This is a genomic window from Anaerococcus tetradius ATCC 35098, assembly GCF_000159095.1.
GTDB lineage: Bacteria > Bacillota > Clostridia > Tissierellales > Peptoniphilaceae > Anaerococcus > Anaerococcus tetradius.
This window is the reverse complement of the sequence record NZ_GG666295.1, coordinates 60,210-84,405: the sequence shown is the minus strand read 5'-3', so window position 1 is coordinate 84,405 and position 24,196 is coordinate 60,210. Positions and strand designations below refer to the sequence as shown.

24 protein-coding genes and 2 other annotated features are annotated in these 24,196 nt (G+C 33.0%); of the genes, 5 read left to right on the top strand and 19 right to left on the bottom strand.

The window, feature by feature from the left end:
• The 19 genes from HMPREF0077_RS00360 to HMPREF0077_RS00270 form a co-directional block, all read right to left on the bottom strand.
• The gene (locus tag HMPREF0077_RS00360) at positions 1-1,776 is read right to left on the bottom strand and encodes a phosphatidylglycerol lysyltransferase domain-containing protein (RefSeq protein ID WP_004835849.1); all 1,776 of its coding nucleotides are present in this window, start codon (positions 1,774-1,776) and stop codon (positions 1-3) included.
• Complete coding sequence (locus tag HMPREF0077_RS00355) at positions 1,773-2,480, bottom strand: alpha/beta fold hydrolase (protein ID WP_004835847.1); 708 nt, start codon at positions 2,478-2,480, stop codon at positions 1,773-1,775. Before HMPREF0077_RS00355 ends, HMPREF0077_RS00360 begins: the two co-directional genes overlap by 4 nt.
• 80 nt (positions 2,481-2,560) lie before the next feature.
• Positions 2,561-3,274: an ABC transporter ATP-binding protein gene (locus HMPREF0077_RS00350; RefSeq protein WP_004835846.1), complete on the bottom strand. Its 714-nt coding sequence runs from the start codon at positions 3,272-3,274 to the stop codon at positions 2,561-2,563.
• Positions 3,271-4,056 carry an ABC transporter ATP-binding protein gene (locus HMPREF0077_RS00345; protein WP_004835845.1) on the bottom strand — a complete coding sequence of 262 codons (786 nt, stop codon included), beginning with the start codon at positions 4,054-4,056 and terminating at the stop codon, positions 3,271-3,273. The genes HMPREF0077_RS00350 and HMPREF0077_RS00345 overlap by 4 nt, the downstream gene beginning before the upstream one ends.
• Complete coding sequence (locus tag HMPREF0077_RS00340; protein ID WP_004835844.1) at positions 4,046-5,023, bottom strand: branched-chain amino acid ABC transporter permease; 978 nt, start codon at positions 5,021-5,023, stop codon at positions 4,046-4,048. Before HMPREF0077_RS00340 ends, HMPREF0077_RS00345 begins: the two co-directional genes overlap by 11 nt.
• Position 5,024: 1 nt before the next feature.
• Positions 5,025-5,912, bottom strand: a complete 888-nt coding sequence (locus HMPREF0077_RS00335; protein ID WP_004835842.1) for a branched-chain amino acid ABC transporter permease — start codon at positions 5,910-5,912, stop codon at positions 5,025-5,027.
• Positions 5,913-5,925: 13 nt separating this feature from the next.
• Positions 5,926-7,080 carry an ABC transporter substrate-binding protein gene (locus tag HMPREF0077_RS00330; RefSeq protein ID WP_004835840.1) on the bottom strand — a complete coding sequence of 385 codons (1,155 nt, stop codon included), beginning with the start codon at positions 7,078-7,080 and terminating at the stop codon, positions 5,926-5,928.
• 54 nt (positions 7,081-7,134) lie between these two features.
• Positions 7,135-7,379: a binding site (T-box leader), on the bottom strand.
• Positions 7,380-7,518: 139 nt separating this feature from the next.
• The gene (locus HMPREF0077_RS00325; RefSeq protein WP_004835839.1) at positions 7,519-8,688 is read right to left on the bottom strand and encodes an ABC transporter substrate-binding protein; all 1,170 of its coding nucleotides are present in this window, start codon (positions 8,686-8,688) and stop codon (positions 7,519-7,521) included.
• A 54-nt stretch (positions 8,689-8,742) separates the two neighbouring features.
• Positions 8,743-8,964, bottom strand: a binding site (T-box leader).
• 170 nt (positions 8,965-9,134) lie between these two features.
• Positions 9,135-10,460 (bottom strand): magnesium transporter, encoded by a 1,326-nt coding sequence (gene mgtE / locus HMPREF0077_RS00320; RefSeq protein ID WP_004835838.1) that lies wholly within the window; start codon positions 10,458-10,460, stop codon positions 9,135-9,137.
• A 168-nt stretch (positions 10,461-10,628) separates the two neighbouring features.
• Positions 10,629-11,879: a peptidase T gene (gene pepT / locus HMPREF0077_RS00315; RefSeq protein ID WP_004835837.1), complete on the bottom strand. Its 1,251-nt coding sequence runs from the start codon at positions 11,877-11,879 to the stop codon at positions 10,629-10,631.
• The gene (locus HMPREF0077_RS00310; protein ID WP_004835835.1) at positions 11,876-12,562 is read right to left on the bottom strand and encodes a YjjG family noncanonical pyrimidine nucleotidase; all 687 of its coding nucleotides are present in this window, start codon (positions 12,560-12,562) and stop codon (positions 11,876-11,878) included. The genes pepT and HMPREF0077_RS00310 overlap by 4 nt, the downstream gene beginning before the upstream one ends.
• On the bottom strand, positions 12,559-13,197 hold the full coding sequence (locus HMPREF0077_RS00305) for a Maf family protein (protein WP_004835834.1): 639 nt from the start codon (positions 13,195-13,197) through the stop codon (positions 12,559-12,561). Before HMPREF0077_RS00305 ends, HMPREF0077_RS00310 begins: the two co-directional genes overlap by 4 nt.
• Positions 13,198-13,199: 2 nt before the next feature.
• Complete coding sequence (locus tag HMPREF0077_RS00300; RefSeq protein ID WP_004835833.1) at positions 13,200-13,979, bottom strand: gamma-glutamyl-gamma-aminobutyrate hydrolase family protein; 780 nt, start codon at positions 13,977-13,979, stop codon at positions 13,200-13,202.
• A 171-nt stretch (positions 13,980-14,150) separates the two neighbouring features.
• Complete coding sequence (locus HMPREF0077_RS00295) at positions 14,151-14,567, bottom strand: DUF2871 domain-containing protein (RefSeq protein ID WP_040349179.1); 417 nt, start codon at positions 14,565-14,567, stop codon at positions 14,151-14,153.
• Positions 14,548-15,228, bottom strand: a complete 681-nt coding sequence (locus tag HMPREF0077_RS00290) for a hypothetical protein (RefSeq protein ID WP_004835831.1) — start codon at positions 15,226-15,228, stop codon at positions 14,548-14,550. The genes HMPREF0077_RS00295 and HMPREF0077_RS00290 overlap by 20 nt, the downstream gene beginning before the upstream one ends.
• A gap of 59 nt (positions 15,229-15,287) precedes the next feature.
• Entirely contained in the window at positions 15,288-15,842 is a 555-nt protein-coding gene (locus tag HMPREF0077_RS00285; RefSeq protein WP_004835830.1) for a TetR/AcrR family transcriptional regulator, read from the bottom strand.
• A gap of 70 nt (positions 15,843-15,912) precedes the next feature.
• Positions 15,913-16,581 carry a YwaF family protein gene (locus HMPREF0077_RS00280; RefSeq protein WP_040349178.1) on the bottom strand — a complete coding sequence of 223 codons (669 nt, stop codon included), beginning with the start codon at positions 16,579-16,581 and terminating at the stop codon, positions 15,913-15,915.
• A gap of 177 nt (positions 16,582-16,758) precedes the next feature.
• The gene (locus HMPREF0077_RS00275; protein WP_004835828.1) at positions 16,759-18,102 is read right to left on the bottom strand and encodes a GTPase family protein; all 1,344 of its coding nucleotides are present in this window, start codon (positions 18,100-18,102) and stop codon (positions 16,759-16,761) included.
• A 275-nt stretch (positions 18,103-18,377) separates the two neighbouring features.
• On the bottom strand, positions 18,378-18,791 hold the full coding sequence (locus HMPREF0077_RS00270) for a hypothetical protein (RefSeq protein WP_004835827.1): 414 nt from the start codon (positions 18,789-18,791) through the stop codon (positions 18,378-18,380).
• A 102-nt stretch (positions 18,792-18,893) separates the two neighbouring features.
• Between HMPREF0077_RS00270 and HMPREF0077_RS00265 the strand changes: the two genes are divergently transcribed.
• The 5 genes from HMPREF0077_RS00265 to HMPREF0077_RS00245 form a co-directional block, all read left to right on the top strand.
• Positions 18,894-20,432 (top strand): NAD(P)/FAD-dependent oxidoreductase, encoded by a 1,539-nt coding sequence (locus HMPREF0077_RS00265; RefSeq protein ID WP_004835826.1) that lies wholly within the window; start codon positions 18,894-18,896, stop codon positions 20,430-20,432.
• 100 nt (positions 20,433-20,532) lie between these two features.
• The gene (gene dhaK / locus HMPREF0077_RS00260; protein ID WP_004835825.1) at positions 20,533-21,510 is read left to right on the top strand and encodes a dihydroxyacetone kinase subunit DhaK; all 978 of its coding nucleotides are present in this window, start codon (positions 20,533-20,535) and stop codon (positions 21,508-21,510) included.
• The gene (gene dhaL / locus HMPREF0077_RS00255) at positions 21,510-22,109 is read left to right on the top strand and encodes a dihydroxyacetone kinase subunit DhaL (RefSeq protein ID WP_004835824.1); all 600 of its coding nucleotides are present in this window, start codon (positions 21,510-21,512) and stop codon (positions 22,107-22,109) included. The genes dhaK and dhaL overlap by 1 nt, the downstream gene beginning before the upstream one ends.
• On the top strand, positions 22,102-22,488 hold the full coding sequence (dhaM, locus tag HMPREF0077_RS00250; RefSeq protein ID WP_004835823.1) for a dihydroxyacetone kinase phosphoryl donor subunit DhaM: 387 nt from the start codon (positions 22,102-22,104) through the stop codon (positions 22,486-22,488). Before dhaL ends, dhaM begins: the two co-directional genes overlap by 8 nt.
• 90 nt (positions 22,489-22,578) lie before the next feature.
• A partial coding sequence (locus tag HMPREF0077_RS00245; RefSeq protein WP_081445706.1) for a DEAD/DEAH box helicase occupies positions 22,579-24,196 on the top strand: 1,618 nt, incomplete at its 3' end.

Sequence of the window (24,196 nt, the reverse complement as noted above, 5' to 3'; positions counted from 1 at the left end):
TTATCTATTTTTCGAATTTTTTCTATCAATTAAACTTAGGGCAATTAGAGAATATAGGAGCCAATTCCCCTTAGCGTAGGCCATGTATTTAGGAATCCAATCAGAAGCATATTTTTGCTTGTAATTCCTTAAACCCTTAAATGAATAAAATTTATTGCCATGTTTATATACTAAATAAGCCATTCTTTCAGTTAGGTATGCAGATTTTATTATACCAACATTTGATAGAGGAGCCATACCAAGATTAAAATATTTGTAGGCATTTTCTTGACCATGAATAAATAAATTCAAGAATAAGAAATCCATCATAGAATTAACATTTTTATCCATATCATAACGCATCAAATCAATGCTTAATACCTCGCTATTTTTGTCAGGCATAATATTGGTAAAGGCAGTAATCTCTCCCTTGCTATCGACAACTATTGCGATTTCAGATTTTCTTAGATAATCCCTATCAAAAAATCCCAAAGAAAACCCCTTCTCTTCCCTTCCATCTAGCCAAGAGTTAGAAATTTCTTCTAATTTATCCAAAAAATCATCTAGGTAGGGAGGTCTTACTATTTTAAATTCATAGCCGTCTTTTTTAAACCTATTTAGTATGTTCCTTTCTGTGGATTTTTTGCGTCCAGCTAAAGAAAACTTCTCTAAGTCAACTAAAGCATTTTCTCCGAATTTCATAAAGTCATAGCCATAGTCATGGAGATTTAGTGTAAATTTCTCCCCTACTTCATAGAATATTGGCCTAAGACCTGATTTTAAGCAATCATTATTAAAACTATATAGGGCATCTGCGATGTCCTCTTCCTTCCCAAAAGGCTCACCCATTACTATAGCCTTGTTATTAATTAGTCCATATTGGAAAGCCACTGTTTTTTCCCCATCTTTATTCTTATAATAGTAAATGTACTTATCTCTAAGATAAGCCAGGGCTGCTGCATTAGACTGTTTAGATCCATATTTTACTAATAAATCATCTAAGTCAGAAAGATTAGAAAAACTCTCTAAACCCTCAGCATTTTTCATATATGAAAATATCAATTTTGATGCTAATATCAATAAAACTACTGCAAATATTAGAAAAATTAGTCTAAGTCCAATAGTATAAGCTGGAAAGCTTCTTCTCTTATTTATATTGATAGCATAGAAGAAATAAACTAGTGATGATACAAATATATCTAAGCTTTTTTCTTCCCAACTATATATAAATCTCTTCTTAAATAGGAGGTCTTTAGTATAGTAACTAACACAAATAAACAAAAGTATAGGAAGAACCGACATCAAATTTTCTCCAACAGCAACTAGGTATATAAAAGAAAATATGGTTATTACAAGCTGTAATTTTAAGGATTTTTCTTGTTTATCTAAAGATAGTTTTGATAAAATTATAAAGCTATATCCAATTAGCAAATAACAAGCTAACAAAAGCATGGTTCCTGCAAGCACCGTCTTTTTGTAAGTAACATAGTCTTCAAAATAATCGAAGGCAAAAACAGATGCTATTATATATAAACCATATATGAGCATGAGCAAGCTATTAATCTTTTGAATAAATTCTTTGCTTGTTTTTAGTGCATACTCACCATACTTATCTTTTATATCTAACAAAAAGTCCCTAGATAGGTAAAAAATTCCAGCTGATAATAAAAGTCCCATGATCAACACAAAAATATTTGCATGCCTATCTCTTGTCGCTTCTCCTATAATAAAAAGAAGAAGTCCTAAAAATATCAAGGATAGGAGAATTCTAAGTTTTTTTCTATTTAGCAATTTCATTTCTTATCTTCCTCCATAAAATCTATTATAAGCTTATTAAACAAGGCTGGATTTTCTCTACAGAGTTTGTGTCCAGATTTTTTTACTACTATAAGTTTAGAATGATCTATATTTTTTGCAATATTTTTTACATGATCAACTCTAATCAAATCCCTTGAGCCTACAATTATTAGTAGCTTCTTATCTATTGTATGTAGGTCATTTTTCGTAACTTTAAGATCTTTTAACAGTAGAGCTGCTACTCTCTTATTTCTCTTAAAAAAAGGTAAAATATTCCAGAAAACATTCTCGCTTATACTTATAATTTTACTTATTAGCGTAGTTCCATCAAATCTAGTATTTGGAGCATTTAAAATAAGTTTGTCAACGAGTTGTGGATAATTTAGACAAAAGACTAAGGCAAGATTTGCCCCATCTGAAAATCCTAATATACTAGCCTTTTTTATATTTAACTCAGCAAATATTTCTCTAAGGTCTCTTGCCATAAGTTCAAAACTTAGCTTATCCTTAGCATTATCACTCCTACCATGATCCCTAAAGTCAATTAAATAGAGGTGGAAATGTTCGGACAATTCTCCTACATTATATTCAAAAAAAGAACTATCTCCTCCGTTTCCGTGAAGAAGGAAGAGATTTTCACCCTGACCCATTTGCTCATAAAATATATTAGTTTTATCTTCGAGTTCTATTATTCCTTTTTCCATAATAACCTCTTTATATGATTATACCTTAATAAAATTATTTAATTTAAAAAGTGCCACAAGGGCACTTATTAGTAAGGATATCATATTCCAAGGTAGGCAGCTTTTACATCCGGGTCATTTTTTAGCTCTTTTGCATTTCCCTCTTTTACTATCTTGCCAGTCTCAATTACATATCCTCTATCAGCTATGTCTAGGGCAAGTTTTGCATTTTGTTCTACAAGAAGGATGGTCCTACCTTCTTCTTTTAATATTTTTATTGTTTCAAATATTTTTTCTACAAACAAGGGTGAAAGACCCATAGAAGGTTCATCCAAAAGCAATACTTTTGGTCTTGTCATCAAGGCCCTGCCCATGGCAAGCATTTGTTGTTCGCCTCCAGAGAGGGTTCCGGCTTTTTGTTTCCTTCTTTCTTTTAATACAGGGAATAAATCATAGATTATATCAAGCTCTTTCTTATCATCTTCAGTTGTTGCATTAACTGATACTCCACCAAGCATTAGATTATCTTCTACACTTATTCCTGCAAAAACCCTTCTACCTTCAGGAACTTGTGCTATTCCCATCCTAGTCCTCTTGTAGGCCTTTAATTTTAAGATGGAATTATTCTTAAAAGAAATATCTCCATCCTTAACAGGCAATAAGCCTGAAATTGCTTGAAGGGTTGTAGTCTTACCAGCTCCATTTGCTCCTATCAATGATACTAACTCACCTTGACCAACTTCTAGGGATATACCTTTGAGGGCGTGGATATTTCCGTAATATACATTCAAATTATCTACTTTCAAAAAACTCATTGAGTACTCCTTCCACTTCCTAAGTAGGCTTCGATTACTTCTTCGTTGTTTATAACCTCTGTTGGTTTACCCTTTGCTAGAATTTCACCATGATTTAGAACTACGAGTTTTTCGCATATACCCAAGACCAAATTCATATCATGCTCTATTAGCAAAACTCCGATATTTGTTTTATCTCTTATCATTTTTATTGATTCCATCAAATCTTGCGTTTCAGTATCATTCATACCAGCAGCAGGCTCATCTAGGAGTAATAATTTTGGCTTTGTAGCCATAGCTCTTGCTATCTCTAGTTTTCTTTGAGCTCCATATGGAAGCGATCCTGCAAAAGCTCTGAAGTATTTATCCAAATCAAAGATTTTTAAAATCTCCCTAGCTTCTTTACTCGCTTCTTTTTCTTCTCGCCAGTAATTTGGAAACCTAAACATACCAGTTAATACAGAATAGGTCATATATTGATTCATAGCAAGCTTAACATTATCTAGTACTGTAAGATTATCAAAAAGTCTAATATTTTGGAAAGTTCTTGCTATACCTTCCTTTGATAGCTTATCAGGTCTAAGACCATTTATTTTTTTATCTTCAAGTAAGATTTCTCCTTCTGATGGAGTATAAACCCCAGAAAGCATATTAAAAAGGGTAGTCTTTCCAGCTCCATTGGGACCTATAAGTCCTAGCAATTCCCCATGCTTCATAGTGAAATTAACATTATTTACTGCCTTAAGTCCCCCAAAGGAAATGCCTAAGTTATTAATAGTAAGTAAATCATTATTATTTGTCATCTTCTACATCTCCTTTCTTATATTTATCCATCTTTAGGAATTTCCTAATAGAAAATTCTTTTCTTCCTAGTAAACCTTGTGGTCTAAAAATCATAACTAGAATCAAAATTACTGCATAGATTACCATTCTCCACTCAGCTAGTGGACGTAATATTTCTGGTAGGATGGTCAAGCCAACTGATGAAATTATCGCACCAGTAATTGAACCAATTCCCCCAAGAACTACCATAACAAGATAGTCAAAGCTCTTGTTGTAATTAAAAATATTTGCTGCAATTACTCCAAAACTTTGAGCGTATAAGGCTCCAGCAATTCCAGCAAAAACAGCTGATAAGGTAAAGGCAAAGGTCTTATATTTTGTAATATTTATACCACAAGCTTCTGCTGCAAGCTCATTATCTCTGATGGACAATACAGCTCTTCCATGTCTTGAATCAGCGTAGGTAAATATCAAGGCGATAATCAATACTGCCACAAAGAAGAATATAGCGAAGCTTTTTATAGTAGGAATACCTGCCATACCTTGAGCCCCGCCTGTTATATTCATATTTTCTATAATTACCCTAATAATCTCTCCAAAAGCTAAGGTTACTATAGCTAAATAATCCCCCCTTAGTCTTAAAATAGGAAGACCTATAAGGATTCCGAAGAAACCTGAAACAAGGGCTGCAAGCACAAGGCTAATTACAAATCCTAAAGGCCCACTTGCAAGACCAGTTTTAAGAAATATTCCTGCAGTATAAGCACCAATTGCCATAAAACCTGCATGACCTAGGTTAACTTGCCCTAAAACTCCTACTGTTAGATTTAAGCTTGTAGCCATAATAATATTTATACAAATAAGTATTAGGATGCTTTCCCAATACCTAGAGATTAAGCCCGAATTCATCAATACTTCTAGGATAATAAACAAAGCTAGAACTAAGAGGGTTGTTATAATATATGAAAGTTTTTTTTCCTTTGACATATCACACTTTCTCCTTTTCTAATTTACCAAACAAACCTGTTGGATGAACTAATAATACCAAAATTAAAACCATAAACACTATTGCATCGGCGTAAGCACTTGATAGGTAGGCTCTTGTCAAAACCTCAATCATACCTAAAATCATTCCGCCTATAACAGCTCCTGGTATAGATCCTATACCTCCTAGGACTGCTGCTGTAAAAGCCTTAATACCTAAAATAGAACCCATAAATGGTTGAATCTGTGGATAGCTAGATACATATAGGACAGAAGCAATACCTGCTAGGGCTGAGCCTATTGCAAAAGTCATTGTCATTACTTGATTAACATTAATTCCTACTAATTCACTTGCACCATAATCTTCGCTAACTGCAAGCATTGATTTACCATTTTTAGTCTTATTAATAAACAAGTGCAAAATATAAGTTAATATTATAGTAGAAACTATGGTAACTATTGTAGCAAGTGATAAGTGAATACCAGCAAATTGGATTGAAAATTGTGGAAAAATTGCTGGTATTGGTTTAGCTGATGATGTAAATAATTTTACAAATAAGTTCTGTAAAAATAAACTTACTCCAATAGTTGTTATTAATAGTGAAACTGGTGAAGAGTTTCTTAGTGGTCTATAAGCAACTCGCTCTACAGTTATTCCTAATACCGTACAAACTACTACTGCTGGTATAAAAGTTAACCATAGAGGTAGACCTGCATTAAAGGCTGCCGTTTGAATAGCAAGGGCTATAGTATAAGCGCCAACCATTATTACATCACCATGGGCAAAATTTACTAGCTTGGCTATACCATAAACCATGGTATAGCCTAAAGCTACTAGAGCGTAGATACTTCCTAGTTGGAGACCATTAAATATCTGTGTTATAAAATTCATATTAACTCCTAATCTATCTTGGATTAATTATAGAATCGAATCTATATTCTCCTTTTTCTATTTTCATGATAGAAGCAGCTTTTTGAGGATTGTTGTTTTCATCAAACTTAAACTTTCCTGTGATTCCATCAAAATCAAGTTCTTTTATAGCCTTAATCCTATCCTCATTGCTATCAGATTTAGCTTTTTCAAAAGCTTCTTTTATCATATAAACTGTATCAAAACCAAGTGCTGAGAAAGCAGTTGGATCTTCTTTGTATTTTTCTTTGTATTTCTTTACAAAGTCACTAACCTTAGGACTAGTATCTTCTATAGAAAAGTGATTGGTAAAGTAAGAATTTTCGATTACTCCCATACTTGACTTATCCATGGTTTTTATAATTCCATCCCAACCATCGCCACCAATAAAGCTTGCCTTAATTCCAGCATCTCTTGCCTGTGGTGTAATCAAAGCTAATTTTTCATAATATTCTGGAAGCAATAATACATCTGGCTGTTTTTTTGAAATACTTGTAAGTTGTGCTTTAAAGTCAGTATCGTTTTCTCCATATGACTCCTTAGCGACTATCTCTATACCAAGTTCCTTGGCCTTTTTTTCGAAGGCATCTGCAATTCCTGTAGAATAATCAGAAGATGAGTTAGTCATAATGGCAGCAGTCTTAGCTTTTAGCTTATCCTTAGCAAAAATCGCCAATAGATTTCCTTGGTAAGGATTGGTAAAGCATGTTCTAAAGACATTATCTTTAGAAGCAGTAATACTTTCTTCTGTACCAGTTGGTGTAATAACAGGAATACCGTCCTTTTGACTAGCTTCTGCAATTGCATTAGATGGGGCTGAAGTATTAGTTCCAATAACAGCACTTACACCGGATTCAACCAACTTATTATAGCTTGTTACCGAATCAGTAAGCTCTCCCTTATCATCCATAGAATCTAGAACTATCTTCTTTCCTTTTATTCCACCATTTTCATTAATCTCATCTATAGCCATCTTTATACCATTAACAGTTGAGATACCATAGTTAGAATATTGACCAGTAAGTGGGAAAGTTGAACCAAGCTTAATTTCTGAATCCTTTTGGCCACCCTCATTAGCCTTAGCTCCACAAGCTGTAAATACAGCTACCATCATTGCAACAATTCCTACATTTTTGATTTTGTTTTTCATTTTTTTCCTCCAAATTTCGGTAGAAAAAAACCCCCGTCTCTTTCTACCATAGGTAGAAGAGACGAAGGGTATTATTATATGTATTTAAAACCATCTCCGCGGTACCACTCTTCTTCATCGTTCGATGCACTCTGCTCAAATTAATGAATAACTCTATAACGGGAGTTCCCGGATATGCCTACTATTATTTCAGCATTCGGCTTGGTGGCTAGTTTCTAATAAATTATTTAGTATCTTCCAGCTAACGATACCTCTCTGTAAAATAAGCTTATTATACTGCTCCACTTCATTGCTTTTTATGATTATAGTCCCCTAATTTCGATTTGTCAATAGGATTTTCATATAATAATACCAAAATTTGTATAATTTTTATTTTTCTTTTTAAATTACTTCGTAATCTTCATTTTCCAATATTTATAGAACTACTTATTCACTCTCTTATTTTTCTTTAGCTTCCACTTCTGAATCAAATTTATACTTTCCACCATCTATTTTGATGATTTTAGCAGTTTTTCTTGGGTTATTATTTTCATCAAATTTGAAAGAACCTGTTATACCATCAAATTTGATATTCTTTAATGCCTTTACGACTTCATCCCACTTAGTAGTCTTTGCTTCTTCTACAGCTTGTTTATATAAATAAACTGTGTCATAACCTTCAGCTGCGAAGGTAGTTGGATCTTCTTTATATTTTTCCTTGTAGTCTTTTATGAATTTTTGACATTTTTCTGATGGATCATCAAGACTGAATTGGTTTGAGAAATAAGAACCTTCTACATCCTTAAATGATGATTGATCCATTACTGATAAAACACCATCCCAACCGTCAGCTCCCAATAGGGTTGCCTTGATACCTGAATCTCTTACTTGAGAAGATATTAGGGCTACTTTTTCATAGTAGTCAGGGATTAATAATACATCTACATTTTCAGATTTTATCTTTGTAAGTTGAGCCTTGAAGTCTGTGTCATTGTCGCCATAAGATTCATCCGCAACAACTTCCATGCCTGCCTTTTTAGCTGTTTCTTTGAAGACATCAGCTACACCCATAGAATAATCTGATGATTGATTTCTTAGAATAGCTAGCTTTTTAGCCTTTAATTTATCAGCTGCAAAATTAGCAAGCACTTCACCTTGGAAAGGATCTGTAAAACAAACTCTAAAGACATTATCTTTTCCTTCAGTAATATTAGCCTGAGTTCCAGTTGGTGTTATGTAAACAATCTCATCTTTGGCTGCAGATTCTGCCATAGCAAGAGTTGGTTTAGATGGAATTCCGCCTAAAATAGCATTTACTTTATCTTCCATTAGTTTGTTATAATTTGTAACAGCTTCTGTAATCTCGCCCTTATCATCAAGACCTGTCCATTCAACTTGTTTGCCGTCTATTCCTCCATTTTTATTTATTTCATCTATAGCAAGTTGGATACCATTTTGGCAAGTCTTACCATAGACTGATAAAGGTCCAGTAAGAGGTCCAGAATTTCCTAATTTAATAACCTTACTATCTTCACTTGCTTTACCATCAGAAGCCTTATCTTTATTTCCGCAAGATGAAAATGCAAACAAGGCTATAAGTGCCATTAATCCAAATTTTTTCTTTAACATATTAATTCCTCCTATTTTATTAAGAAAAAACCTTCGCCTGCTCTAGCAAATAGCCAAAGAGACGAAGGAAAACAACTTCGCGGTACCACTCTTCTTCATCGTTCGATGCTCTCATATCAAATAAATGAATAGCCCTATAACGGGAGCTACCGGATCAATCTACATATCGAATGTCAGCTTAATGGTGATTTTCATTACGACTTTCTAGTATCTTACAGCAAGCGATACCTCTCTTAAAAAAAAGTCTAAATTACTCTTCCACTTCATTGCTTTTTCTTGTTAGTTGTATTATAGCACCTAATTTTTTGATGTCAAATTATTTTTCATTTATTTTTATAATTATTTATCTACTTTTATTTAAGCATTGATTTTATGCGCTTTTATAATTTATAAAAGTTTTTATGTTTATAATTATAAGAAAAGACCACGAAATTCGTGGTCTATTATTACAAGCCTAACATCAATGAAGCTACTTCAAAATAGATTAACAATACAAGAGTATCTACAATTGTTGTTATAAGTGGTCCAGCCATTACGGTTGGGTCTATTTTACATTTTTCAGCTATAATTGGTAGGATTCCTCCCATAACTTTAGAAAATATTATTGTCAATAGAAGGGTAAGAGATACGGTAAGATTTACAGCTATGGCTGCCCTATCCATTATCATCAGCCTTAGGAAATTTACAATAACTAAGATTAATCCAGTTATGATTCCTATGCTTGCCTCCTTGATTATAACTTTAAAGAAATCTTTGATGCCAATCTCTCCACTGTAAAGTGAAGTGATTACTGTTGTAGAAGCTTGACTTCCTGCATTACCACCTGAATCCATCAGCATAGGTATGTATGCTGTTAGGACAACGGCACTTGCCAAAAGATTTTCATATCTATGAATTATGAAACCTGTCATAGTTGCTGTTAGTAGACATATTATCAACCAAGTTGTCCTAGCCTTAGCAATTTTGAAGCTAGATTCGTTTAAGTATGATTCTGATTGATCTGAAATACCTGTTATGTTAGAAATATCTTCTTGGAACTCATCATGAGCTACATCAATTACATCTTCTGCTGGTACTATTCCTATTAGCCTATTTTCTGAATCAACGACTGGGACTTCTCCTAGGTCATATTTGTAAGATAGTTTTGCAACGACCTCTTGGTCCTCATAGGGACTTACTGTTGCACTTATACTTGTCAATAGCTCATTTAGACTTTTGTCTTGGTATCTTATTATATCGGCTATATAAACAAAGCCCAAAAGGACTAAGGATTGGTTGGTTATCCATATTTGTTCAAGCTTTTCTGCATCGAGCTGTGATGCCATGATTTTATCAAGGGCTTGTTTAGGGGTTAAATTTTCTTTCACTGATAGGAAGTTTACAGTCATTATCGAACCGACAGATTCTTTAGGGTAGCCCAAAAGTTCATTTACAACTTTCCTTCTGTCCTTATCAATGTGAAAGTCCATTAATTTTTTTGTGATATTAGCAGGTAGCTCTTGTAAGGTATCTACTAATTCGTCTTCGTCTAAGTCTCTTACCAAATCCTTAATGCTAGATTCAGAAAGAATATTTACTATTCTAGCCTTATTTTCAGGCCTTAATTCTGTAAAAGTATCTGCTAATAAGTCTTTATTTAGTAGCTTTATCCAAATCGCCACATCTTTTTCTGGAAGAATTTCAAGTTTATCTGCAATATCAACAGGATCCATCTTGTTGATTGTCTCTTTAATCTTCGCGAGTCTTTCTACGTTATAATTTTTTTCGCTCATTTATACCTCCATTAGCTTTTGCTAATCGAGGCTACAGACAAAGTATCCCCAATTAGCTATTTTGATTTTAAGCCTCAGTTTGGGCCCACTTTTATCCATATTTCCTCCTAAAAACATTTTGAGTTACTTTCTTAATATACCCTTTTTGCAAATAAATTTCTATGTTTTTCATATTCTCATTAAATTAAGGGTTACAAGAAATGACTTATAAAAAGAATTCATCGGCAAAAATTCTTTGTTTGAATGAAAATTATGAGCTCCAGTAAAGTAATTAGGGGTTAGTATATTTCTAGTTGAAAGATATGACCCATCTGTTCCTCCCCTCATAGGAATAATTTCTGCCTTAATTTTTAATTTTTCGAAAGTTTCTTTAAGCTTATCTATAGCTACATGGTTCTTATCATTTACTGAATCTATTATATTTCTATAGACATCTTCAATTTCTAATTCAATTTTAGCTTTTTTATAGCGTGTTTTAAGGATTTCACATATATGTCTTAAATAATCCTTGCTTGCTTCGAATTTTTCCTTATCGTGATTTCTTATATTCAACTTTATTTCACAATTAACAACATCAGAGTTTATATCTGTAATCCAAATATAGCCTTCTCTTTTTTCTGTATGTTCTGGCGTCTTAGCCCTATCAAGCATTGAAATAAAATCATGGGCAATCATGATTGGATTTACTAACTTTCCCTTACTAGCCATAGGATGGGCACTTACGCCTTTAATTTTGAGCCTTCCGCTTGCTGCATTAAAAGTTTCATAGACAAGCTCTCCTAATTTACAGCAGTCGATAGTATAAGCAAAGTCAACATCGAATTTATCAAAGTCAATTTTTCTAACTCCCCTAAGTCCTATCTCTTCATCAGGAACAAAGGCAATAAAAATTTCTCCATGACTGATACTAGGATTTTCTTTAAGATACCATAGGGCTGTCATGACATTAGCAATTGCAGCCTTGTTATCAGCACCTAGGACAGAATTTCCGTCAGTTACGATAATATCATCATTGATATAATTAACTAAATCTTTTTCATCTTCTGCTTTTATTCTAATATCTTCCTTGCTATTTAAAATAATATCTCCACCCTCATAATTTCTTATAAGGCGTGGATTTACTTTATCACTTAAACCGACATCGACAGTATCAAGATGACATACCCAAGCTATTTTTTTTGCCTTATCCCCATCAATACCCCTAGGCTCAAGCCTTGCTTGTAGAACAGAAAACTCATTAATGTTTATATCTTTAAGACCCAAATCCCCAAGCTCCTTAGCAAGTTTCTTAGCCAAAAGGACTTGCCCTTGACTTGAAGGAATTTCAAGCTTATCTTCATTAGATTGACTACTTATGCTAAGATAATTTAGGAAGTTTTCTAATAATTTTTCCTTTATAAATTTTTCATCAATATTCATGGCAATATTTCTAAGACCTCCTTAAGGTTTTTTATCTCATAATCAAAGTGGATGTCTTTGTTAGCTTCTAGGCAGTCGGGATTAAACCAGATGGTTTTTATTCCAGAAAGATTACCACCTAGGATATCAGATGTCAAAGAATCTCCTATAATCACATACTCGCTCTTATTATTAGACCCTATCTTTTCAAAGACATAATCAAAAAACTCTGTACTTGGTTTCTCGAATCCTATTTGCTCAGATATAAATACACCATTGAAAATCTTATCCAGTCCCGCTCCTTCAAGTTTTCCCCTTTGAGCTATAAGAGAACCATTACTAGCAGCATATTGGTCATATTTACAATTAAGGCTAATAACTGTTTCATAGGCATTATCATTAAAAACATAAGTTTTACCTAGATTTTTTTGGTAGGAGATATTAAAGTCTTTAGCAAGTTTTGTGTCAATATTATACTTATTAAAAAAATCTTTAAATCTTCCTTCCAGAACGTCTATCCTACTTACTTCTCCCCTTTCGAGTGCCTTCCAATATTTGTTGTTAATTGCCCTATAGTCTTTTAGCATCTCGGAAGTAATATTACCAAGTCCATATTCTAAAAAACAGGCCTTAATTGCATTTTCTTCTGCTATATGGAAATTTAGAAGGGTTCCATCTATATCCCACAAAACATACTTTATCACTTATATCCTCCAGAAATTCTTCTACTTAACTCACTTACAGGTAGACCAATTATAGTATTGATATCGCCATTGATATAAGAAATAAATCTTGGATCTAAGTCCTGTATCCCATAGCTACCTGCCTTATCGCCTACATTTTCCTCAATTAGATAATCTTCGATTAAAGGGTCAAGTTCCTTATAATAATCACAAAATCTCACTTCAGCTAGACTGAAAAATACATCGAGATAAGATTTTTCCCTTAGGCATACCGCACTTATTACATAATGACTTTTGCCAAAATAAGACATAAACATTAATCTAGCTTCTTTAAGGTTAGCTGGTTTTCCATAAATCTTATCTCCCATAAGAACCATAGTGTCTGATGAAATATATAAGTTTTTCTCTTTTAGAAATACATGAGATTTAGCCTTGGCTATTTCACAGCAGGTCTTTCCTGCCATAAGCAAAAAAGAATCATCAGCGTATAAGTCCATAAATTTCTTTTGTATTTCTCTTTCATTAATTTCTATAGAGCAAACATCTGGCTTTAGAAAATTAAGCAAGTCCCTTCTTCTCGGAGACTTGCTCATTAGAATAACTTTATCAAATTTTTCTATCTTCCCTACTTTTTCATAATCATAGTTATATTTCATCGTTAATTTTTTCCTGCATTTGAATTTTTAATAAAGTCCTTTAACAATCTTTTCGACAAATCATTTTCTTCGTAATTAATCTCTGGATGCCATTGAACCCCTATCATATAGGGATAATAAGGATTTTCAATAGCTTCTATCAAACCATCGTCACTTCTAGCACTAACTGTTAAGCCATCTCCTAAATCTTTTATACCCTCATGATGGTAGGAATTAACTTCCAACCTATCGGATTTTGCAATTTTCATTAATCTAGTATCGGGACTTATGCTTATATCATGGTAGGCTAAGGTATTGTCCTTATTTCTATGACATATCTTATCAGAAAATTGTTTAGCAATGTCATCATAAAGGCTACCGCCATAGTAAATATTAATTAACTGCATTCCCCTACATATTCCAAGAATAGGTTTTTGTAGACCTATACAATAATCCAGAATAGAAAGACTCTTATCATCATCTTCCCTACTATATGTTTCAACAAGTGACCTATCTCCTCCATATAAATCAGGATCAAAATCATTACCACCAGCAAAAATAACCCCATCGCAAGAATCGATTTTTCTTTTACACATATCAAGGTCCATCCTACTTGTATCAATATCATTTACGATTGCCCTATTATCTCCTGTGGCTATCTTGATGTCATTAATATTTTGATTATTGTGGACAATTCCTATAATTTTATGTGGAAAGAAATTATCTCTAATCATAATAAAAGCGAGGACTACTAATATTAAAAATAGAGATATTTTAATAAATTTAAAAAATTTGCTAATCATCCTCTCCTCCTTAATCCTTTTTTTATTTTAACATATCATGAAGAAAAATAAAATAGGCTTTTCTTTCAACTTTATTAAATTTGTTCTTTAATTTATTCAAGTTTGATTTTAACATTTAAATCAAATAAGCAAAAATCCCAGCCAATTTAAGAGCTGAGATTTTTGAAATTATTAATCAATTTTTTTCATTTTCCTTAATTCAAACAAGCTTAATATTATAGAAAGAGCTAGAATCGTATGACCCAAGCCAGCAAGGCCAGAAATCGTTGCATTTTGAAAATTTGTTAAGTTTACATATAAAATTTGAATTATTCCCCTTGTCATCATCATTATTATGCTTAATATTAAGCCAAAATTATAATAAATTAGGTCCTTATCTATTTTAGGATTTTTCTCAAAATCAAGATTAAATGACAAGAGGTATATAATTAGATAGAATAACATTCCTAACACAAATACATGGGGGTGGACTTTTGATAAATAAGTCCTTCCTTCAAACTTCATTACTTTTGTAAATTCCCTATAGAATACTCCACTTGCCATAGCAAAAAGAGCGTAATATATCGATTTATCTAAGTACTTTTGCATCTTCATTCTCCTTATTCATAGAAAAATATCCAATCAAAATCGTCCATACATAGGCCAAGGTTTTTGGAACCATCAAAAATCCAATGAGAGGATAAATATCTTCAAGCAAAACCACTGGTATATAAAAGGCAAAACTTAGTATTATAGTTACATACATAAATCTAAAATTATGATCCCCTCTTTGCCTTGCCATCTTATAAAATAAATATATTATTATAAGACCTAGGATAAGGAAGGGAATATTTCTGTAAATTCTCCATGACAAAGGACCACTTCCATTGAACCAATCATTTTGGGGAAATATACACAAACCAATCCTTAGAAGTGCTAAAAGATAAACTAACAAAGTTAAATTCTTACTTTTGAACTCGTACCTTTTAGCCCATACTTCATACAAGAGCACATAAAAAGCTGTCATTGTTATAGATGTAAGTAACTTTCCAAAACCTAAAGCAAATTTATAGTTACCAAGCCCTGTCGTATTTAGAGCAATCATCCTAGGAATCAAATGAAAGCTATCTCCACCTGCAAGAGTAATAGCCATTATCCCAAAAAGGAAATACTGACTATTCCTATTTTCTTTATAAAGCATCCTAAGACCAACAAATGTTGCTAAGGACAAATAACATATATCAAATATAGTTTCAAATATCTTTTGCATAAAATCTCCTTTCGAACAATGTTCGGTTAGCCTTAATTAAAAACCGACTATCCAGTCGGTTAATATAATATCTTCTCTATAGTTTTTATTAGAAACTCAACAGGCCTATGAGTTAGCAAAATTGTGATTATATTTGCTAGTATAAATTCGGCAAACTCCTCTTTTGTGAAGTTATCATCAAATACCGAAGCCTTAATATTCTTGTCGTTGATAAGAATTTTTACTAGGTCTTTTTTGAGATTATCAAGGAACTTTCTCATAACAAGCCTTGCCTTCTCATCCTTCTTAGATGAAAAACTAATAGAATGTATGCTTAGAAAGTTAGGATATTTTTCCATTCCTTGCTTGATATTTAAATGTATTGAGCGAATATAATCGCTCATATTTGTAGCTTGTAAATCAATCTGATCAATCTTAAATATATCTTCCCATACGCTTTCTATGCTTGCAATCAAAAGATCATCTTTTGATGGAAAATAATAATACAAGGATCCGATAGCAAGATTGCTGAGGCTTGCTACCTTTCTCATATTGATAGCTCCTATGCCTTCACTCGCTATTAGTTGTCTACAAACTTCCAAAATCATAGATTTAGATTCATATTTTTTGGGCATTATAAATCCTTCCCTATCGAACTTTGTTCGGTATCATTATATGTGCTATTTTCGCCTTGTCAATATAAATTTACTTATTAGGGCTAAGTTTTCTAAATAAATTTTGTAAGGAATTTATAGTTATAATCATCAGTGCACTAATGCTAATAAGAAGCACTGGGCTTATTATGTGTAAGCCTAGATTATCAGGTAGCCTTGATAAATAACCGTAATTTGAGCCGATAATTGTATTTAAAATGCTTACTATCACATTCATAATCATAGTTATTTTGATTATTGTATTTACACTAAGCTCTTCTCTCTCGCTTAAAAGAAACATTAGACTTGATCCTATTAACATTGAATGGGCACATACATATGTCAGATTTGTTATGTGTGGCCACATATACTTAGATGGGTCTGGTATAGAGTAGGCGACTAATGGGCCTATTACGCCAAGATAAGCAAAATAGCTTGCTAGTTTATATTTCTTAGTAAAATAAGATATTGGTAGCATAAAGGCTGCTATTCTACAATGATAAAGTGGTAGGCCTTCAAGCAAAAATAAAGACTTATCCATAGAATACCAAAATATTAATGCAAGCTCAACTAAAACTACTAAAAATAACTGAGTCTTGAGTAGTTTTTTCTTTGATCTAAACCAATAAATAACAAATAAATATACCAGCAGAAGAATCCAAACTCCAAACATATTTATATTTGAATGTGGGTCTGGATTGTGTCTAAAAAAATATTCCATAACTTATTCTTACCTCAAATTTGCTTAAACAAGCTTATAATTGCAGATATTTATCCTAGCTAGATATAAATTCTATGCTAAGATCAATTATCAATAAAAACAATTATACTTGTCTTTCTTATAATTTCCTAGAAAATGTTCTTTTTCTATATAACTTCAACTCTAAAAAATTTATCCTCAATTCTTCTTAGTCTTTTCCTTCTTAATTTTATTCCTTAGTTCTTTTTTAACTTTCTTTATATCTATGCCTTCTATATAATAGTTTTTGGCAGCTTCCCCTATGGCTTTAGTTCCAAAAGCTGCAACAGATGCACTTACCGCACTACCGGCTGTTATTGAAAAAATATTAAGAAATTTAGATAATTGTTGGGCTGAAAATCTAAAGATATTAGCAGCAATTCCTACTCCCCCAATAGACATTATAAATTCTTTGGAACTTTTAAGCGAAATATCTCTAGCAGAAAGTCCAGCTATTAAAGTAACCAGGACAACTTGCAAGGCAAAAAGAGGATAGAGGTCAGCAACTGGTATAGGAGTTAGAGCAATAGTTGCAGAAAAAGCTGAGAAAATCTGGGTAAGCTTATCTGCTAAATCTCCCATTATCTTATCCATTCTACAAGCAATCCTAAGTCCCATTACCGCCTTATAATCTACTATAGCATCCTCAAGGGCATCAATTAATTCGTCGATTTTATATCTACCGTCAAAGGCAAGCTCTAATCTTTCTAAATCCTCAATAGCTAAGTCATTTATCCTATCCGCATCTATAAATTCATCATCCAACTTCCAATCCATTAGAGAAGATACTGCTATGATACTTTCAAGCTTTAAATCTTCTTTTTTGATAATATCGCCATAATAGCTAACTACTTCATTTATATTTTTTGTTTTGCTAAGGGGATATTGACTCGGATCTTTAAATCTTGAAGGAGCTAATTCGTCAACCTTATTGATTATACAAATTACAGGTAGTTCCACTCCACTATTTTTTTTATAATCTTCACAGAGATTTTTGATAAATCTCACATCCCTTCCTATATCATCTCTATGACTAGCATTTAGCATAAATAAGCATAGGTCAGGCAAGAAAGCTCGAAGCTCTTTTTTTATCATCTCCTCTGCTGATATATTATCATCAAGAGCAAGAGATTCAGATAAACCTCTAGTATCTAGTATCTGCAATAGGATTTGATCTTCTTGTTTATAATCATAGATATCTACCCCCCTAGTTTGAGCATAGACATCATTTACTGGGGCTAAATATCTACCATTGATAGCATTAACCAAAGAGCTTTTCCCAACTCCTGTCCTACCTATAAGAAAAAACTTTGGTGGCCTATAGCCTTCTAAGTCCTCAATAATTTTCTTTAGCTCATCATCCCCTAAAATCAAATCTTTAATTTGATCTTTCATAGCACTTGGAAAGGCCTTAGGTAAAGAATCAAGAATTTTTTCTAGATTTCTGTAAATTTTTTCTATTCTATTGATCGTGTTTCTTCTGTCATAATCCCTATTAGTCATTATAACTCCTAAAAATATTATAAGCCTTATTAAGCACTATACGCTTTTACTTTAAAAAAAGCCTATAAGTGCTTACTGTCTTACTTGTAAGACTTGCTATATTATTCTAAATTACAAAAAGTAGAAGCAATAAACAAAACAATGAATACAAATCTCCCTATAAAGAAAAGTCCTTTTCTTTAATAAGTAAAGTTGTATCTTCTATTAGAATTTTAACAAAAATTAATGTTAACTTTGAAAAAACGAATGGAATTTATAATATTAAGGAATGAATTTTAGTTTCTCAAAATATTATCTATAAAGAATTTGATAAATACAAGCCCTGCCACAAACAAAGCACAGCCAAGACCTGTATAAAAAAATGCTACAAAGCTCTCAGTTACAAGATTAAGAACTCTAATTCCTATTCCAAAAGCCATCATAGTAATCATTATTATGTAAGATTTTTTATCGAAAAAATTCCAAAAAGGTCGATTTTCTTTAAAACTTAGAATCCTCATCTCATGTTTCTTATTTAGTTTGTAGAAAATATTCATAAATATAATAAAAATTACAAGACTTAATAAAATAGAAACAAGCTTTAAGCCAACTAACTTATAAGAAATAAAACCTAGACGTGCCACATTAAAACCTGCAAGCATCCATACGATGCCCCCTATCAAAAACAGACTTTCTCTTTTGACTTTCATAAAAAACTACCTCTCCTAAAAGTTTCTTAGCTATATTCTACTTGTTTAATTATTTTCCTCTATTAATTTTTTTCTGGTACAATATTTGAGAATGGAGGGCTTATGCTACTATTAAGAAATATAAAAATTCCTTATGATGCTTGTAAGGATCAATTAAAAAAAGATATAGAAAAGACTATCAACAAAAAAATTGATGGCTATCAAATATATAAAAAATCTATAGATGCGAGAAAGGGCATAAATTATGTCTATCAGGTACTTATTGATACCGACCTTTCTGCCAAAACTATCAAAAGGCTAAAAAATAATATTAGTGACTACAAGGAAGAAGACCTTATCCTTGAAAATAAAAATAAAATCAAATCTGCCCTTGTCGTTGGAGCTGGCCCAGCAGGACTTTTTTCTGCCTATGCCCTAGCTAAGGCTGGCGTTAAAGTTACTATAATAGAGCAAGGAGAGAAGGTTGAAAAGAGAATAAAGACTATCGAAGACTTTATAAAGGGAGGAAGGCTTAATGAAAGATCCAACATCCAGTTTGGTGAAGGCGGTGCAGGTACTTTTTCTGATGGGAAATTAACATCTAGATCAAAGGATAAGAGATCTAGAGAAATCTTTAGGATTCTAGTAGAAAATGGTGCCCCTGAAGATATCTTGTATGAACACTTGCCTCACATAGGTACAGACCTTCTAAGAAAAGTCGTAATAAATATTAGGAAAAGTATCGAAGCTATGGGTGGACTCTTTCATTTTGAAGAAAAGTTTATTGATTTAGAAATAAAGAATGGGAAAGTCGATAAGCTTATTACAGATAAGGACTCTTATAAGGCAGATGAATATATTCTAGCCCTAGGTAATTCGGCAAGAGATACTTTTATAATGCTTGATAAATATGTAGATATAAGCCAAAAAGCTTTTGCAGTCGGCTTTAGGATAGAACATCTCCAAGACCATATCAATTTTAGCCAATATAAAATTAGAGATAAAAGGCTTCCTCAGGCAAGCTATCAACTAAATTATAGCAACAAAGAAAAAGGCTTTTCTGTCTATAGTTTCTGTATGTGCCCAGGTGGCTTCGTTGTTAATGCCTCAAGTGAGGAAAAAGAACTTTGTGTTAATGGAATGAGCTATCATGATAGGTCAAATATCAATGCAAACTCAGCTATTGTTTGTACTGTATCGAGTGATATTTGTGGTCCTTCTAATCTTTCTGGCATATATTTTCAAAGAGAAATTGAAAAAAAGGCCTTTATACTAGGTGGATCAGATAATAAGGCACCTGTCCAAAGGCTAAGTGATTTTTTTGACAATAAGATAAGCAACAATTTTGGTAAAGTGAAAGCAAGTATTCAAAGTGGCTATAAGTTCGCTAATCTTAATGAAATATATCCAGAAAAAATTAATTCCGCAATCAAGGAAGCCCTCTTAGTTTTTGACAAAAAACTAACTGGCTTCTCTGACCCTAATACCCTACTTACTGGTGTTGAAACTAGAACTTCAAGTCCAATTAGGATTGAAAGAGAAAATTACTCAACTAAGTACAAAAATCTTAGACCTATAGGTGAAGGTGCTGGATTTTCGGGAGGAATAATCTCTTCTGCCCTTGACGGACTCAAATGTGCTATCGAAATTTTGGAGCATTAATTTTTTAATTTTTATTTTATAATTTCATCCATATATGGGTATATATTTTAGGAAAGAACCTACTATTCATTTAGGTTTAATACAGATATAGGAGAAAAATATGAAAAAAATTATCAATGACGTAGATAAGATTATTGATGAAATGATCGATGGCTTAGTTAAGGCAAATGACGATATCCTAGAAAGACTAGAAGATAGTACAGTAGTAGCTAGAAAAGGTGAAGCTAAAAAAGCAAAAGTAGGACTAATTTCTGGTGGTGGTAGCGGTCATGAACCAGCTCATGCTGGCTATGTTGGAGAAGGTATGCTTGACTGTGCAATTTGCGGTAGCATATTTACATCTCCTACTCCTGATCAAATCCTAAAGGCTATAGAAAAAGCCGACAGTGGCAAGGGCGTATTTATGGTAATTAAAAACTACCAAGGTGATGTTATGAATTTTGAAATCGCCCAAGAGATGGCTGAGATGCAAGGAATAAAGGTTGACTCTATCATAGTTAGAGATGATATAGCTATAGAAAATTATGAAGATAGACGTGGAGTTGCCGGAACCATTTTTGTTCACAAGGTTCTCGGCGCAATGGCAGAAGATGGAAAGAGCCTAGAAGAAATTAAGGCAAAGGCAGAAGAAATTGTTAAAAATATCAAAACAATTGGTCTTGCAACCAAACCTTGTGTTAACCCTAACGATGGTAAGGAAAGCTTTAGCCTAGGCGAGGATGAAATCGAAATGGGTATTGGTATCCATGGCGAAGAAGGTATCAAGAAAGAAAAACTTCAAAGTGCAAATGCTATGGCTAAGGAAATGGTCGACAGACTCCTAGCAGAAATTACCGATACAAGTACAGATTTTGCTCTCATGGTTAATGGCATGGGCCAAACAACAGAAATGGAATTATACCTTATTAATAACTTCGTTTCAGATTATCTAAAAGAAAAGGGAATAAATGTTAAAAAATACTTTGTGGGTAACTACATGACAAGTATGGATATGGCAGGTTTCTCTTTAACCTTATTTAATATTGACGATGAAATTTTAAGTTACCTTGATAGAAAAGTTTGTGTAGGTAGAAGATAATGAATGTTGATCAAATTAAAGATTTATTTAAAGAAATAGCTGATGAAATTATAGCCAACGAAGAATATCTAACAGACCTAGATAGAAGTATTGGAGATGCTGACCATGGCTACAATATGGCTAAGGGTTTTAAGGCTATAAAAGAAGATATGGACAAAGATTATAAGGACTTGAAAGAGCTCTTCAATAAAATCGCCATGGATCTCTTATCCAAGGTCGGAGGAGCAAGTGGTCCCCTCTATGGTTCCTTCTTTATGAGCTTTGCAATGAGCCTTGCTGGCAAGGTTGACTTGGACAGAGAAAGCCTAAATCTCGCTTTTGAAAAGGGACTTGAATCTGTAAAGAAAAGAGGCAAGGCAGAAGTAAATGATAAGACCATGGTCGATGTTTTAGAACCAGTTAGTGCTAGCCTAAATGATGGGGCTAAATTAGAAGATGTAATTAAACTTGCAGAAGAAAGAATGCTCTATACAAAAGATATCAAAGCCCTAAAGGGTAGAGCTTCTTATGTCGGTGAGAGATCAATCGGCCACATAGATCCAGGTTCATGTAGTTCATATTTAATGATAAAGAAAGCTTTTGGTGGAATTAATGATTAATGTATTAATAACAAGTCATAGTAAGGACCTAGCCAAGGGTCTTACTGATATTATTAAGCAAATGAGATCTGACATATGTATAGAATATAGTGCTGGAACAGAAGATGGTGAACTTGGCTCAAACTTTGAAGAGATTTTTGAGAAGATGAATAGACTCGCAAAAGATGGTCTTGTAATCTTCTTTGATATGGGCTCATCTATGATGAATGTAGAAACAGCTTATTCTATGCTTGATGAAGACTTACAGAAAAATATCATAATAGCTGGTAGTCCCCTAGTTGAGTCTAGCTTGGAAATATCCATAGCTATTGATGAAAATACTAGCCTAAAAGATATTGAGGATATGATTTCTTCTTATAAGTTTAACAAATTAGATTGATTATTTTAGTTAAAGAAGTATATTAACAAAGTATTTGGCAGTTGTCCTGTGACGGCTGCCTTTTTTAATGTTATAAGAAAAGGAAAAATAATGAAATTTAATGAATTTAATATAGGAGAAGACATCCTACAAGCAATAGATGATATGGGTTATACAAATCCCTCTCCCATCCAAGAAGAAACCATTCAATACCTCCTCGACGGAAGAGATGTAATAGGTCAAGCCCAAACAGGAACTGGAAAAACTGCTGCTTTCGCAATTCCCCTAGTCGAAAATGTAGAAGCAAACGACATTACTCAATCCCTAATCCTCTGCCCTACTAGGGAGCTTTGTATGCAAGTTGCAAGAGAAGTTGAGAAACTTACTAAATATAAAAAAGATATCAAGGTCTTAGCCCTCTATGGTGGCACTCAAATTGTAAAGCAAATAAAGGCCTTAGAAAAAGGTGCAGAAATTGTTGTAGGTACACCAGGTAGGGTGATTGATCTTATGAAAAGAAGAGTTCTAAAGTTAGATATGCTAAAGAATGTCGTTCTTGATGAGGCTGATGAGATGTTTGATATGGGCTTTAGGGATGATATGAAAGTTATCCTAGATGCTACAAACCCACAAAGGCAAACCTGCTTTTTTTCTGCAACTATGGGCAAGGAATTTGCTGAGTTTTCTAAGCTTTATCAAAATAATCCACAAAAAATTGTAATTAAGGCTGATGAAGTTACTGTTGAAAAAATCGATCAATATTATATTAAGCTTAAAGAAGCAATGAAGGAAGAAACCCTTACTCGCCTACTTGAAATAAACAATCCTAAACTTGCCATAGTTTTTTGCAACACCAAAAGAAAAGTCGATAAATTAGTCGAAGAACTAACTAAAAAATCCTATCTTGTAGATGGTCTTCATGGTGACCTAAAGCAAAGTGCGAGAGACCAAGTAATGAAGAAGTTTAGGAATAAAACCATCCAAATCCTAATAGCAACGGATGTAGCTGCTCGTGGACTAGATATAGATGATGTAGATCTTGTTATTAACTATGACCTTCCCCAATTGGATGAATACTATGTCCATAGGATAGGAAGGACTGCCAGGGCTGGAAAAAGTGGCGTAAGCTATTCCCTAATAGCAGGTCGTGATAGGGATAGACTGAGGGCCATAGAAAAATATACTAAGGCAGATATCAAGGAAATTCCTATCCCAAGCCTCATTCAAATGGATAGGAAAAGTGAAAACAATCTGATAGAAAATTTAAGCGAGAAATTAGAAGCAAGTCCTAAACTTGACAGGGAGAAGGCTATCCTAATTAGACTTATGGAAAAAGGCTACGACCCTTTCTTGATAGCCCAAGTGCTTTTGAGTGAAAAGTTTTCTGATTCAAATTCAAATCATCATGAAAAAATTGCTGGAGTTGATACAAAAAAGGAAAAAGCAAAAGCTGATAATAAGAATAATAAAAAAGCAAAGAACAAATCAGATGAAAAAATGGCAACCCTATTTCTAAATAGAGGAAAGATTGATAACTTTGACAAAAATAAGATAATTAAGGCCCTAAACAGACTTGCCAAAGTCCCTAACAATAAAATCGGCCAAATCAGAATCCAAAAATCCTATAGCTTTATAGATGTAGACAAAAGCGTAGTTTATGAATGTATAAGGGCCTTAAATAATAAGAAAATTTCTGGTAAAAAAGTAAAAGTAGAAGAATCAAAAAATT